The 13,375-nt window shown below is 60.8% G+C and carries 16 protein-coding genes; 10 read left to right on the plus strand and 6 right to left on the minus strand.

Annotated features, from left to right (window positions below; genetic code table 11):
* Positions 1 to 193: 193 nt before the first annotated feature.
* The 3 genes from ACP7E6_RS01445 to ACP7E6_RS01455 all read left to right on the plus strand — a co-directional run bounded on the left by ACP7E6_RS01445 (position 194) and on the right by ACP7E6_RS01455 (position 3,373).
* Positions 194 to 1,141, plus strand: coding sequence for a helix-turn-helix domain-containing protein (locus ACP7E6_RS01445; RefSeq protein WP_426227243.1), 948 nt, complete (start codon positions 194 to 196; stop codon positions 1,139 to 1,141).
* Between the two features lie 179 nt (positions 1,142 to 1,320).
* On the plus strand, positions 1,321 to 2,829 hold the full coding sequence (gene adh, locus ACP7E6_RS01450; protein ID WP_426227245.1) for an aldehyde dehydrogenase: 1,509 nt from the start codon (positions 1,321 to 1,323) through the stop codon (positions 2,827 to 2,829).
* 157 nt (positions 2,830 to 2,986) lie between these two features.
* A complete protein-coding gene (locus ACP7E6_RS01455) occupies positions 2,987 to 3,373 on the plus strand; it encodes a DUF779 domain-containing protein (protein ID WP_426227247.1) in 387 nt (128 codons plus the stop codon).
* A gap of 27 nt (positions 3,374 to 3,400) precedes the next feature.
* Here the strand turns inward: ACP7E6_RS01455 and ACP7E6_RS01460 are convergent, their stop codons facing one another.
* From ACP7E6_RS01460 to lgt, 6 genes are all read right to left on the minus strand, one after another.
* The gene (locus ACP7E6_RS01460; RefSeq protein WP_426227249.1) at positions 3,401 to 4,333 is read right to left on the minus strand and encodes a ribose-phosphate pyrophosphokinase; all 933 of its coding nucleotides are present in this window, start codon (positions 4,331 to 4,333) and stop codon (positions 3,401 to 3,403) included.
* A gap of 224 nt (positions 4,334 to 4,557) precedes the next feature.
* Positions 4,558 to 5,433: a hypothetical protein gene (locus tag ACP7E6_RS01465; protein ID WP_426227251.1), complete on the minus strand. Its 876-nt coding sequence runs from the start codon at positions 5,431 to 5,433 to the stop codon at positions 4,558 to 4,560.
* An 86-nt stretch (positions 5,434 to 5,519) separates the two neighbouring features.
* Positions 5,520 to 6,671: a M24 family metallopeptidase gene (locus tag ACP7E6_RS01470; protein WP_426227253.1), complete on the minus strand. Its 1,152-nt coding sequence runs from the start codon at positions 6,669 to 6,671 to the stop codon at positions 5,520 to 5,522.
* Position 6,672: 1 nt separating this feature from the next.
* The gene (gene pgeF / locus ACP7E6_RS01475) at positions 6,673 to 7,467 is read right to left on the minus strand and encodes a peptidoglycan editing factor PgeF (protein ID WP_426228490.1); all 795 of its coding nucleotides are present in this window, start codon (positions 7,465 to 7,467) and stop codon (positions 6,673 to 6,675) included.
* Positions 7,468 to 7,625: 158 nt separating this feature from the next.
* Positions 7,626 to 8,720 (minus strand): class I SAM-dependent methyltransferase, encoded by a 1,095-nt coding sequence (locus tag ACP7E6_RS01480; protein WP_426227255.1) that lies wholly within the window; start codon positions 8,718 to 8,720, stop codon positions 7,626 to 7,628.
* Positions 8,721 to 8,730: 10 nt separating this feature from the next.
* Entirely contained in the window at positions 8,731 to 9,576 is an 846-nt protein-coding gene (gene lgt, locus ACP7E6_RS01485) for a prolipoprotein diacylglyceryl transferase (RefSeq protein ID WP_426227257.1), read from the minus strand.
* Positions 9,577 to 9,764: 188 nt separating this feature from the next.
* On the opposite strand from lgt, the gene ACP7E6_RS01490 reads away from it, so the two are divergent.
* From ACP7E6_RS01490 to ACP7E6_RS01520, 7 genes are all read left to right on the plus strand, one after another.
* Complete coding sequence (locus ACP7E6_RS01490; RefSeq protein WP_426227259.1) at positions 9,765 to 10,025, plus strand: accessory factor UbiK family protein; 261 nt, start codon at positions 9,765 to 9,767, stop codon at positions 10,023 to 10,025.
* A gap of 435 nt (positions 10,026 to 10,460) precedes the next feature.
* Entirely contained in the window at positions 10,461 to 10,961 is a 501-nt protein-coding gene (locus ACP7E6_RS01495; RefSeq protein WP_426227261.1) for a YbjN domain-containing protein, read from the plus strand.
* 2 nt (positions 10,962 to 10,963) lie between these two features.
* Positions 10,964 to 11,782, plus strand: coding sequence for a pyrroline-5-carboxylate reductase (gene proC / locus ACP7E6_RS01500; protein ID WP_426227263.1), 819 nt, complete (start codon positions 10,964 to 10,966; stop codon positions 11,780 to 11,782).
* A 15-nt stretch (positions 11,783 to 11,797) separates the two neighbouring features.
* On the plus strand, positions 11,798 to 12,139 hold the full coding sequence (locus tag ACP7E6_RS01505) for a tRNA-binding protein (RefSeq protein ID WP_426227264.1): 342 nt from the start codon (positions 11,798 to 11,800) through the stop codon (positions 12,137 to 12,139).
* 25 nt (positions 12,140 to 12,164) lie between these two features.
* Entirely contained in the window at positions 12,165 to 12,722 is a 558-nt protein-coding gene (locus ACP7E6_RS01510) for a protein tyrosine phosphatase (protein WP_426227266.1), read from the plus strand.
* Between the two features lie 175 nt (positions 12,723 to 12,897).
* Positions 12,898 to 13,092, plus strand: coding sequence for a hypothetical protein (locus tag ACP7E6_RS01515; RefSeq protein WP_426227268.1), 195 nt, complete (start codon positions 12,898 to 12,900; stop codon positions 13,090 to 13,092).
* A complete protein-coding gene (locus tag ACP7E6_RS01520) occupies positions 13,073 to 13,357 on the plus strand; it encodes a CopG family antitoxin (RefSeq protein WP_426227270.1) in 285 nt (94 codons plus the stop codon). The genes ACP7E6_RS01515 and ACP7E6_RS01520 overlap by 20 nt, the downstream gene beginning before the upstream one ends.
* Positions 13,358 to 13,375: the final 18 nt, after the last annotated feature.

A 13,375-nucleotide genomic window follows, 5' to 3' on the forward strand; every position in this document is an offset into this window, starting at 1 on the left:
GGGGACCATGGCTGCGGGGCGTGTCTGGACGATAGATTCGCCTATCATATCGTCATGTTCGTGCAATACTATCTGCCTTGCACCGCCAATAATTGGTGCACCTGCCGTTTTGTCTTTGACCTTGTTCAACTGGACGTTTTACTGCCATTCTATCTATGGTGAGGTTCGCGTCAGCCCTCAGGGAGGAGAGCCGATGAAACATTCCGATCATGTTCAGGCCGTTGCACACCACATGTCGGCCGCAGCCAGTTCGCCCGTCGCCGCCTCATGGCGCCGCTGCCTGACCGTGCATGGACTGTCTCCCGAGGATGCCCGTTCGCCGCTCAGGCTATCGCAACAGGAGTTCCAGGCCGCGCGGGAAAAATCCGGGCACCTGATCGAGGAAGCACAGGGCGAACTCGACCGGCTGTTTTCAACGGTTGGCAAGGCGGGATGCTGCCTGCTGTTGACCGACGAGAACGGCATTGCGCTCGAGCGCCGCGGTGCGCCTGGCGACGACCATGATTTTCGCGGGCTGGGTCTCTGGTCTGGCACCGTGTGGAGCGAGGCAAGCGTCGGCACCAACGGCATCGGCACGGCCATCGCCGACGAGCGCGCCGTCGTCATCCAGCGCGACCAGCATTTCCTCAGCTGCAACACCGGGCTTTCCTGCGTCACTGCGCCGATCCGCGATCATCTCGGACGGATCGCCGCCGCCATCGATATCTCCACCTGCCGCGACGATGCCGGCGAAATGGCCATGCTGCTGTTATCGCAAGCGGTGCGCGACGCTGCCGCCCGGATCGAGGCCAATCTGTTCCACCGCGCCTTCAACGGCGCGCGCATCCTTTTGGTGCCAGCCGACGGCAAGAGCAGCCCGGCACTGATCGCCATCGACCGCGACGATCTCGTACTGGGGGCAACCCGCGCCGCCCGCCTCAAGCTCAATCTCGACGACCGGCGCATTGCCGGTGGCGTGCCCGCTGCCGATCTCCTGAACGAGACGCCGACCGGGCAGGGCGAGGATCTTGTCGATGCCGAACGTGCCGCTCTTCGCCGCGTGTTGTCGCGCGCCAATGGCAATGTATCTCTGGCGGCCGATACTTTGGGGATCAGCAGGGCGACGCTGTACCGGAAGATGAAGAAACTTTCGGTCAACTAATACTGCCGGTCCCGGCTCAACGTCATTTGCCGCGCTGCAGCACGTTTGCTGCATTTCACCTGTCGCACATCTGAAACACTTGGCGCCCTGCGCAAGCAGGGTTGCTATACGCGTTCTGAAAGTTCCGGCGCACCTTTCTCCTCAGCAGATGTTGGAGTCTGTTCAGGAGGAGAAATCACATGTTGCATCAAAAGATCGTCGAGAATCCGTTCAAGCAGAAATATGGCAACTATATCGGTGGCGATTGGCGCGAGCCGGTGAGCGGCCGCTATTTCGACAACACCACACCGGTCACCGGCGGCGTGCTCTGCCAGATCGCCCGGTCGGAGGCTGCCGATATCGAGCTTGCACTGGATGCCGCCCATGCCGCCAAGGAAAAATGGGGCCGGACCTCCTCGACCGAGCGCGCCAACATCCTGATGAAGATCGCCCAGCGGATGGAAGACAATATCGAGCTTCTGGCCAAGGCAGAGACCTGGGACAACGGCAAGCCGCTGCGCGAAACCATGGCCGCCGACATGCCGCTCGCCATCGACCATTTCCGCTATTTCGCCTCCTGCGTCCGCGCCCAGGAAGGCACGATCGGCGAGATCGACCATGATACCGTCGCCTATCACTTCCATGAGCCGCTCGGCGTCGTCGCCCAGATCATTCCGTGGAATTTCCCGATCCTGATGGCGGCCTGGAAGCTGGCACCCGCGCTTGCCGCCGGCAATTGCGTCATCCTGAAACCGGCCGAACAGACACCGGCCTCGATCCTCGTCTGGATTGAACTGGTCGGCGACCTTCTGCCGCCCGGCGTGCTCAACATCGTCAATGGTTTTGGTCTCGAGGCCGGTAAGCCGCTGGCCACCAACCCGCGCATCAACAAGGTCGCGTTTACCGGTGAAACCTCCACCGGCCGTCTGATCATGCAATATGCCAGCCAGAACCTGATCCCGGTGACGCTGGAACTCGGCGGCAAGTCGCCGAACATCTTCTTCGAAGACGTCATGCGCGAGGACGACGATTATCTCGACAAGGCGCTCGAAGGTTTTGCGATGTTCGCGCTCAACCAGGGCGAGGTCTGCACATGCCCGAGCCGTGCGCTGGTGCACGAAAAGATCTATGACCGCTTCATGGAAAAGGCGATTGCGCGCGTCGCGGCCATCAAGCAGGGCAACCCGCTCGACATGTCGACGATGATCGGCGCCCAGGCCTCCAGCGAACAGCTGGAAAAGATCATGTCCTACATGGACATCGGCAAACAGGAAGGTGCGGAGGTCTTGATCGGCGGACAACGCAACAATCTTGAGGGTGAACTTTCAGGTGGCTTCTACGTCAAGCCGACGGTGTTCAAGGGCCACAACAAGATGCGCGTGTTCCAGGAGGAAATTTTTGGGCCGGTGGTATCGGTGACGACCTTCAAGACCGATGAGGAGGCTTTGGAAATCGCCAACGATACCCTCTATGGCCTGGGTTCCGGGGTCTGGAGCCGCGATGCCAATCGCTGCTACAATTTCGGCCGCAATATCCAGGCCGGCCGCGTCTGGACCAATTGCTACCACGCCTATCCGGCAGGTGCGGCCTTCGGCGGCTACAAGCAATCCGGCATCGGCCGCGAAACCCACAAGATGATGCTCGATCACTATCAGCAGACCAAGAACATGCTGGTGAGCTACAGCCCGAAAGCGCTGGGTTTCTTTTGAGGTTACCCCTCCCCCTTGTGGGGAGGGTCGGAGCGAAGCGACGGGGAGGGGCTCTTTCTTTTCAAAAAAAAAGAAATCCCCTCCCCAACCCTCCCCACAAGGGGGAGGGAGTTATCCGAGTGCGCCGCCGATCCGGGCGGTCCGGAAGGAAATGACAATGACCGACACCATCCACGGCGAACCGCGTGTGCTGGCCACCGATGCGGCGCTGGCGTTCATCAAGGAGATCCAGCAGGATCATCCCGATGTGCTGTTTCATCAGTCAGGCGGCTGTTGCGATGGTTCATCGCCGATGTGTTATCCGGCGGACGATTACATCGTCGGCGACAACGACGTGAAGCTTGGCGAGATTGGTGGTGTGCCCGTCTATATCAGCGCCAGCCAGTTCGAGGTCTGGAAACACACGCAGCTGATCATCGACGTCGTGCCGGGCAGGGGCGGGATGTTTTCGCTCGACAATGGCCGCGAACGACGGTTTCTCACCCGCTCACGATTGTTTGCCGGCGGCGAGGCCTGTGCCATTCCGATTGTCAAAAGAGCGTAAAGCGGTCCGGGCCGCCGATTGAGTGGATCAATCGAACAGGCTGGAGACCGATTCTTCCTGGCTGGTGCGGTTGATCGCTTCGCCGATCAGGCTGGCGGTCGAGATGACGCGGATATTGTGCGCCGACTGGACAGCCGTGGTCGGCTGGATCGAGTCGGTGATCACCAGTTCCTTCAGCTTCGACGAGGTCACGCGGGCGACCGCACCGCCGGACAGAACGCCGTGGGTGATATAGGCCGTAACGCTGGTGGCGCCGTTCTTCAACAACGCCTCGGCGGCATTGCAGAGCGTGCCGCCGCTGTCGACGATATCGTCGATCAGCAGACAGTCCTTGCCGGTGACATCACCGATGACATTCATCACCTCGGATTCCCCGGCGCGCTCGCGGCGCTTGTCGACGATGGCCAACTGGCAGTCGAGGCGCTTGGCAAGAGCACGCGCCCGGACCACGCCGCCGACGTCGGGCGAAACGACCATGACGTTTTCGAGATTGTAGTTTTCCTTCACGTCGCGCGACAGGATCGGCACGGCGTAGAGGTTGTCGGTCGGGATATCGAAGAAGCCCTGGATCTGGCCGGCATGCAGGTCGAGTGTCAGGACGCGGTCGGCACCGGCTTCGGTGATCAGGTTGGCGACCAGCTTGGCCGAAATCGGCGTGCGCGGAGCGGATTTGCGGTCCTGGCGGGCATAGCCGAAATAGGGGATGACGGCGGTGATGCGGCGGGCTGAGGATCGGCGCATGGCGTCGGTCATGATCAGCAGTTCCATCAGATGGTCATTGGTCGGAAAGGACGTCGATTGAACGAGGAAGACATCCTCGCCGCGCACGTTTTCCTGAATTTCCACGAAAATTTCCTGGTCTGCAAACCGTCTAACGGTTGCTTTGCCCAGGGGCAGGTTGAGATAATTGCAGATCGCTTCGGCCAGGAGCCGGTTCGAGTTGCCTGCGAAAACCTTCATCGATGGTCCGCCTGTGCTGGCGCGGGTTTTTCGTCCGCGCAAATTCCGTAAGCCAGCCGGGGTCTCGATCGTCCCAAGCTTATGCGCGCTTCTTAACGCCCTTGACTTTGAATGCAAGGGGATTGCCGCGTTGCAGCGTAGTTTATCCTAAAAAGATTTGTCCAAACGTGGCGAAGTAACGACATTTCGCCTCAAAGGGCCAGATTTTCCGTTCTGCGCGGTGCTTAGCCGGCATTGCCGTCGCGCCAGCTCAAATACTCGTTGATGGTCTTCGTGGCGATCGCCTGCATCGTCTGTGGCGGTACGACGGACCAGAGATTGGCGGCTGTCGCGTTCACCGTATCCTGTCCCTGGATGCGGTGCAGCCGGTTGCCTGTGCCGTCAAGCACGTCCCAGACATAGACGACCGTCGTCTTGCCGCCATCGTTCAGTGCCGAGAAATAGCCCTTGAGGATATGCTGGCTGCTGGTGTCGGATGCAGCCTTGATCGTCAGGCCGTGAGAGCGGGCCTCGGCGCCCAGCTGTTTGGAGAGCGGCGTGACGACCTCGACCGGCGCACCGATGATCGGCAGGAAGCGGATCGTGCCGGCTGTCGCCGCAGGGGCGATGGCTGCAGACTTTTGCGGCGGCTGGTCCTGAGGCTCCTGCTCGGCCACCTGCTGTTCGGGTTCGCGTACCTGCCCGTTCGCCGCAGTATCCCGGTTATCGGCCGTGTCTGCGGGTTCGGCGGCGACCGGGCGGCGCGACACCTGCCGCTCCTGCACCGGGATCTCGCCTTGCTGCAAACGGCTGGCCTGCGCATCGAGCGATCCGGCCGGATCGGTATAGTCGGAATCGCCCTGCGCCATCACGGTGCCGCTCGGGCCTTCCGAAAATCCCTCCTGCTCGGGTGCTGAAAGCTGCGTGCTTTGCACCGGCGTCGATGCCTGTGGCGCGACGTCAACCGTCTGCATGGAATCGAGATCGGACTGGTTGACCGGAGGGGAGCGGAACGTGCCTGCACCGACATCGACCTGCGGGGTCAGGTCGTCCATGCTGTTGCAGCCCGTCAGGGCGGCAATCATTGCAAGGCTCGCAAAAAGCATGATCAGCTTGTGCATTGTCCTACCGTCCGGTTCCTCGGTGACGGAATGCCTTGAAGGCCCCAGCTTCTTCCGCCGTTCAAAAGGACGATAGATCAATTTTCCTAAGCAGAGATGAAGTCCAGCCCATAGCGCGACAATGCCTTAGGCGCGCCGTCCGTGGTCAGGTAGGTCTGACCGAGCGTCATGGCCGCGCCGCTGTCACTGTCCATGATGATCATATGGACGAACAGCGACATGTCGGGCGTGATCTCCTGCGGATTGCCCATATGGAACATCTGGTGCTCCATCCATGACGGCGAGAAGCGGGCGCCGAGCGAGTAGCCGCAGGCGTTCAGCCGGTGCCGGGTGAGACCGCGCTCGTCCATGATCTTGGAGTGCACGTCGAACACGGTGCCGAACGTATTGCCGGGGCGGAGAACCATCTCGATGGCCTGGATGGTGTCGCGGCAGGCGCTGTACAGTTCGCGGTGGCGGTTGGTGGGCTCGCCGATCACGACGGTGCGCATCATGGCGGCGTGATAGTGGGCGCTGACGCCGGCCCATTCCAGCGTCAGCTGGTCCTGCGCGTCCAGCGTCCGGCGGCCGGCCTTGTAGCGGCAGAGCAGGGCGTCGGCACCGGAGCCGATGATGAATTCGTTGGCGGGGTAGTCGCCGCCGCCGGCAAAGACGGCCCCTTGCATCGCGGCCAGGATAGCGGCTTCGCTGCCGCCGGCATGGATCAGCGGAATGGCGGCATCCAGCGCGTCGTCGGCAAGGCTTGCCGCCTTTTCGACATAGACGATCTCTGCGGCGCTCTTTACCAGGCGGAGGCGGCTGACCAGCAGCGAGGCATCGACCAGTTCGCCGAAACTCGTCAGCTGCTGGTCCAGCAACCGGGCAGTGCGGCCGGTCATGCCATGGGTATCATATTCGATGCCGATGCGGGTGCCGAGCAGGTCGAGATCGCTGAGCAGGTTCTTCAGGTCCATAGTCGGATCGGCGTTGACGCGATCCACCCAGACTTCAACGCGCTCGATGTTGGATGTGTGCTTGGCCTGGCGCAGATCGGCCGAGCGGGTCAAAAGAACCATCGAACCGTCGGCCTTGACCACCAGCGTCTGGAAGAAACAGTAGCCGAACGTGTCATAGCCCGTCAGCCAATACATGCTTTCCTGCGCAAACAGCAGCATGGCGGCCAGCTTCTCTTCCTTCATCTTGGCCGTCAGCCGTTCCAGCCGCGCCGAAAATTCGTCCTGCGTAAAATGCAGTGCCATGTCATGCCTCCCGTATGGATATTGCAGAAATCTGCCGGCCATAATCCGGCTCGCTGCGATGGGTCGTGCGGCGGTAGGAGAAAAAGCGCTCCTCGTCCGCATAGGTGCAAAGGTCGAGATTTTCGGCCGTGACGCCTGCATCTGTCAGCCGCCTGGTGGTCAGTCCCGGCAGGTCGAACATGGCGTGGCCCTCGCGCGGCGAGGGCGTGAAGAAGGCCGCGTAGCCGGGATCCTTCTCCAAAAATCGCTCGACGAATTCGGTGCCGACTTCGTAGTTCCGGCGGCTGATCGATGGGCCAAGGCTTGCGGCGATATGTTCGCGGCGGGCACCCAGAGAGATCATCGCCACGATCGTGCTTTCGAGCACACCAGTCAGCGCGCCTTTCCAGCCGGCATGCGCGGCGCCGATCACGCCGGCCTCGGCATCGGCAAACAGGACGGGGCCGCAATCGGCCGACAGCACGCCGATGACGAGGCCGGGCGTCGCGGTCACCAGAGCGTCGGCCTCAGTGCGCCTGCCGTCATAACTGGCATCGACGATGATGGTGTCGGGCGAATGGACCTGATGCACCGTTGCCAATTTTTGTGGCGCAGCACCGAACCAAGCGCTGACCCGGGCGCGGTTTTCTTCGACGTGGGCGCGGTCGTCGCTCGATCCGAGCCCGACATTGAGGCCCTGATAGATGCCGCCCGAGACGCCACCTTCACGGGTGAAATAGCCATGCCTGATGGCATTTCCGGCTCGTGCGGAGAGAAGCGGGCTTTGCACAGGGGAGAGCAAGGCATCATCCTTCATCGGTTGCTTTGCCTTTTCGATATGCTGCAATGCGGTGGGTTTTCCGGGCGTGGCGGCTGCGTCAGCCCAGGTGATTTGGCCGGATGTTGGCCTTAAGGGGCGGCCTCTGTCAATCCACCGAAACGACAGCGGACGTCGCCGGCGCTTCCTGGCAGCGGCTATTTTTGGAAGGGCACCAGCGCCACATTCGGGCTGCTGACAACCAGAACCTTGAACAATTCGCCCATTTTCCCTTCGCCAGCGCCGGCCAGCCGTTCGGCGTCAGCACGGATGTTTTCCTGTGTTTCGGCACTCTTGTCGCGGCCAAGCGCTGCGGCCCGTTCGGCAAGGCCAAGTGCGATCAGAAAATCGCCCTGATAGGTCAACCCGTTGATCTGCAAGCCCTCGGTCACCGCTCTGCGGGCAAGCTGTTCGAAATCGACATGGCTGGTAATGTCGGCCAGCCCCGGATGGGCAAGCGGCGGATCGAACTGATGATCGCGCACCGCCTGCAGCGTGTCGCCGAGACCGGTTGCCAAATGGCCGTAATCGATGATCACGGCCGTTCCGCCATGGGTGCGGATACGCTCGCTAAGCGCTGCCATCACCGCATCGCGGGCTGGGGCGACTTCGAACACCGTCGCGGGAGGCGCTGCCGGTGCAGATGCGGGAAGCCGGTCCGGTTCGATGCCGGCCACGCCCGCCGCAAACGCCAGTTCGCCGTCCGCATCAAGGCCGACGAGCCGCTCTTTGAACCCTTGCGCCGTCTTGACGAACTGCCGGATGGGGATGGCGTCGAACAGTTCGTTGGCCACCAGAAGCAGAAAGCCGTCCGGCAACGTGTCGAAGCCGTCATGCCAGGAAATCTTGAACTTGTGGGCGACCAGCGTCTGCTGCTGAACCTTCTGCAGCCGCTCGCTGGTTTCGACCAGATGGACATTGGCCGCTTCATAGAGACGGGGGGACAGTTTGGCGACGACGCGCAGGATGTCGGCCATCATCGTGCCACGGCCAGGGCCGATCTCGACAATATTGACCGGTATGGGTTCACCGTGCCGCTGCCAGGTCTGGACGAGGAAGATGCCGAGCATTTCCCCAAACAGCTGGCTGATCTCCGGCGCCGTGATGAAATCGCCGGATTGGCCGAAGGGTTCCCGCGTCCTGTAGTAGCCATGTTCCGGATCGGCCAGGCAAAGCGAAAAATAGTCGGTGACGCTGATCGGGCCGTTGGCAAGAATGATGGCCTTGATCTTTTCCGCAAGCGGCGTGGTCATGTCGGCCCCTTCACGCGGTCGCGGCAGTGGCGCGGCGGGCCCGCAGGATGGCCCACAGGCCGATCATCACCATCGGCACCGACAGCAGCATGCCCATTGTCAGCCAGCCGCCCAGAAGATAGCCCAGCTGCGCGTCCGGCTCGCGGAAGAACTCCACGAAGATGCGTGCCAGACCATAGCCGGTCACGAAGATGCCGCAGACCAGCCCCGGGGTTTTCAGTGCGTGGCGGTAATAGATCATCACGGCAAGGACCGTCAGCAGCACGAGGCCTTCGAGCGCAGCCTCGTACAGCTGGCTCGGGTGACGGGCGAAAGGGCCACCTGTCGGAAAGACGACGGCCCAAGGCGCAGACGATAACCGGCCCCACAATTCGGCATTGATGAAATTGGCGACACGGCCGAAGAACAGGCCGATCGGCACGACGGCGGCGACGATATCGAACAGGCTCCAGACGGCAATCCTGTTGCGCTTGGCAAACAGGATCATGGCAATCATCGTGCCGATCAGGCCGCCATGGAAGGACATGCCGCCATTCCAGATTTCCAAGGCCCGGATCGGGTTGGCAATCACGCTTTGCAGGTCGTAGAACAGGATATAGCCGATGCGCCCGCCGCCGACGATACCGGCTGCAACCCAGAGCAGGAAGTCATCGAGCTGCGCTTCGGTGACGGCCTGCGACCCGTTACGCCACAATGCGGTGTTGCGTGCCAGTCTGCGGGCATATTGCCAGCCGATCAGGATGCCCGCCACGTAAGCCAGGCCATACCAGTGGATCTGCAGCGGGCCAATGGAAACGAGCACCGGATCGATTTCCGGAAAGGGCATGATCGAGAAGAGTGTCGCTATTGTTTCCAAGGTCTTGCTTCATTTCCACTGGTTGTTTGCCGGAACATGGCCTTGCGGCAAGGCAGGGTCAAGGCGAGCCGCGTTCACGAAAGGCTGACATCACCGGTATTTTTCCTTGCATCGGTCCGCATGTGCTCCTACCTCCTCTTCAAGCCCGCATGGTGGGCGATGGACGCCAAACACCGGAGACCGAGACGATGAGCACAGGCGCAAACCGCATTCTGGATGATTTTGCCAAGCTGATGACGGACGCTGCGGGTGCGGCCCAGGGCGTGCGCAAGGAAATGGAAACCGTTTTTCGCGCTCAGGGCGAACGGCTGCTGAATTCCATGGATATCGTCAAGCGCGAGGAGTTCGAAGCCGTGCGCGAAATGGTTCTGAAGGCGCGCGACGAAAACGACGCGCTTCTGGCCCGCATCGCAGCCCTTGAGGCGCGGCTCGCCGATACCGGCAAGTAAGCAGAATCAACGCGGTGGCCCCCACTGGGCCACCGCGGCTGATCGATATTTGGGGCAGGTGTCCCGGGACGGTACAAGGGCGCTCTTTTTCAGGGGCGCCCGGGCGGCATTTTTCATAAATCTTTCACCCTGTGGACACTGCCGAAAAACGCTTATGGCAGAGTCGTTTAAGAACGGGTGCTGAATCAATTTAAGAGAGCCTATCCACAACCACCGGCGCTATTTTTCACCCGGGGGGCTTTCATGCGGACTCCGGCATTATACACTGATTTTAAATGATGATTCGAAACGGATCACGCAAGCTCCGGGCAGGGTATGTCAGCCAGGATGGTCGTGTTTCCGGTAATCATAAGTGTTTGTTTCTGGTGTTTGAGTTTGCAGCCTTGTGTGTGAACACGATGATGCATGTCTGCACCAGGACTTTTGGGGTGATGCATGAGCCTGATGGAACTGGAACTTGAGCGCCAATCGAACCCGGTCGATATGATCGAGTTCGTCGCGGCCAATAATGATTGGTCCTTCGAGCGCTCCGGCGAGGACGAAATCGCCATGACAGTGGAAGGGAAGTGGACCGATTACCACGTCTCCTTCTCCTGGATGGAAGAGTTCGAGGCGCTGCATCTTGCTTGCGCCTTCGACATCAAGGTTCCCGAAAGCCGCGTCAACGAAGTGATCCGGCTGCTCTCCCATATCAACGGTCAGGTGCTGATGGGTCATTTCGATCTCTGGCGCCAGGAAGACGTGGTGATCTTCCGCCAGTCGCTGCTGCTTGCAGGTGGCGCCGAGCCGACCAACCAGCAGGTCGAAGTTCTGCTGTCGAGCGCGCTTGAAGCGTGCGAATCCTATTTCCAGGCCTTCCAGTTCGTCGTCTGGTCGGGGGTCGATGCACAGACCGCCGTCGAGGCCGTGATGTTCGAAACCGTCGGAGAGGCATGACGATGGCTGTGCGTGCGTCGGGTCCGATCGTTCTCATCGGTGCAGGCAATATGGGCGGCGCGATGCTCGCCGGCTGGCTGAAGAGCGGCATCTCCGGTGCCGATCTGCTGGTGATCGATCCCGGTCCGCCGCCTGCCATGGCCAAGCTGATCGCCGACAACGGCGCGCGCCACGCAACTTCCGCGCCTGCGGACCTCAAGGCCGGCGTTCTGTTCCTCGCGGTCAAACCGCAGATGATGGGCACCGTGCTGCCGCCGCTGAAAGGGCTTGTTGGCCCTGAAACGGTAGTGGTTTCCGTTGCCGCCGGTACGACGCTGTCCTTCATGCAATCGCATCTCGGCGATGCCGCCATGGTGCGGGCGATGCCGAATACGCCGGCGATGATCGGCCGTGGTGTTACCGGCGCCTTTGCCAATGGTGCAGTATCAGCGGCTCAGCGGGACCTCGTTCACAACCTGTTGAAAGTGTCGGGCCCGGTCGAATGGGTCGAAACCGAAGCCGATATCGATGCCGTTACCGCCGTCTCGGGCAGCGGCCCGGCCTATGTATTCTATCTCGTCGAGTGCATGGCGGAGGCTGGCCGCAAGGCCGGTCTTCAGGCGGACCTTGCCATGCGGCTCGCACGGGAAACCGTCGCGGGGGCTGGTGAGCTTTTGCACCAGTCCCCCGACGACGCCTCAAAACTTCGCCAGAACGTGACGTCTCCGGGCGGCACCACGGCGGCGGCGCTCAACATTCTCATGGCCGATGATGGCATGCAGCCTCTGTTCGACAGAGCGATTGCCGCAGCCCGCAAGCGGGCGGAAGAACTGGCCGGTTAATTCAGGACTTTTTCCATGACCGAGACCATCGCTTATGCCGATTTCGAGCGTGTCGATATTCGCACCGGCACGATCGTCGAGGCATCGCCTTTTCCGGAGGCGCGCAAGCCGGCCATCAAGATCGTCATCGATTTCGGCCCGGAGATCGGACTCAAGAAATCTTCGGCGCAGATCACCGCCCACTACACGCCGGAAAGCCTCGTCGGCCGCCAGGTGCTCGGCGTCGTCAATTTTCCGCCGCGCCAGATCGGCCCGTTTCGCTCTGAAGTCCTGACATTGGGCTTCGAAGATAAGGCCGGCGCGATCGTGCTTGCCGCCACCGACAAGCCGGTGCCGAACGGCAAACGGCTGCTGTAGAAAATTTCTTCCAGGGATATTGCTGATGAACCTCTGTGCCGTTCGAGACTTCGTCCGTGTCACCTGCCTGCGCGATGCGGCCCTGGTCGCGGGCAACTGGTCGGCCTCGCATGTCGTTTCGCTGCTCGATCCGGAACTGGCCGAAGAGCACGTTCCGCGCATTACCAATGCGAAGCATCATGTGGTGCGGCTGCGCGATCAGGAAAATGCGCTGGCGACTGGTCATTTTCCGGATGCGGTCACGGCGTTCTTCGATGCCGTTCTTCCTGCCATCGAACGGGAGGACAGCCGCATCCTGGTGCATTGCCATGCGGGCGTCAGCCGCTCCACCGCCTTTGCCTACGGAATCCTTGCTCACCGCTTTGGCGCTGGCCGCGAGGAGGAGGCTTTTGCGGCGCTGCTGTCGATCGTCAACAAGCCATGGCCAAACCGCCGCATCATCGAGATTTTCGACGCGCACTGGCAAAGGGAAGGGCGGCTTCTCGCCCCGCTCGACGTCATGCGGTCAAAACACCCGAAACGCATCGACGCCTGGCACCGCTTCAACCAACGGCGCGGAATGATCGGCACCTATTCGCGGTGAAAAATTGCCCGCCGCAAATTGATCCACGATGGATTTGACAAGCCATACTCTGTCCATACAATAGTGCGATGGCAAGATTTCTTTGGAGCATCGATAAAAACCGTGCCCTGAAGAAGCATTCGGATCGGCATGTCTGTTTCGAAGATATTGTTGCCGCGATCGATGCCGGTGGCTTGTGGATGACGTAGAGCATCCGAATGCCGAAAAATACCCGAATCAACGAATGCTCGTCGTGTTGTTCTCGGGGTATGTGTATGCGGTTCCCTATGTGCAGGATGCGGATGGTAACCTATTCCTGAAAACCGCGTTTCCAAGCCGACGGCTTAGGCAGGTTTATGTGCCGGAAGAAGATGATGTCGAAAAGGCCTGAAATCGGTGTTTATCTCGACGACGAAGAAGCGTCGCTGATCGAGGCACTTGAAAACGGTGCCACGCCCTTGGGCAGTGTGCTGACAGCAGAACGCCGTGCCGAGTTGGAAGCAATGGCGCGGACGACATTCAGCGAGGATCGTGAAAAGATTTCCTTACGCGTCCCGCGGTCCGACCTGGCGCGCCTGAAGTCGCGCGCGCTTCAGGAAGGTATCCCGTATCAAACCCTGATCAATTCCATTATTCACAAATACGTTTCGAGCTGATCAGGCCGGCACCTATTC

The sequence above is a fragment of the Pararhizobium sp. DWP3-4 genome (assembly GCF_049898205.1).
In the GTDB taxonomy this organism is placed as follows: Bacteria; Pseudomonadota; Alphaproteobacteria; order Rhizobiales; family Rhizobiaceae; genus Pararhizobium.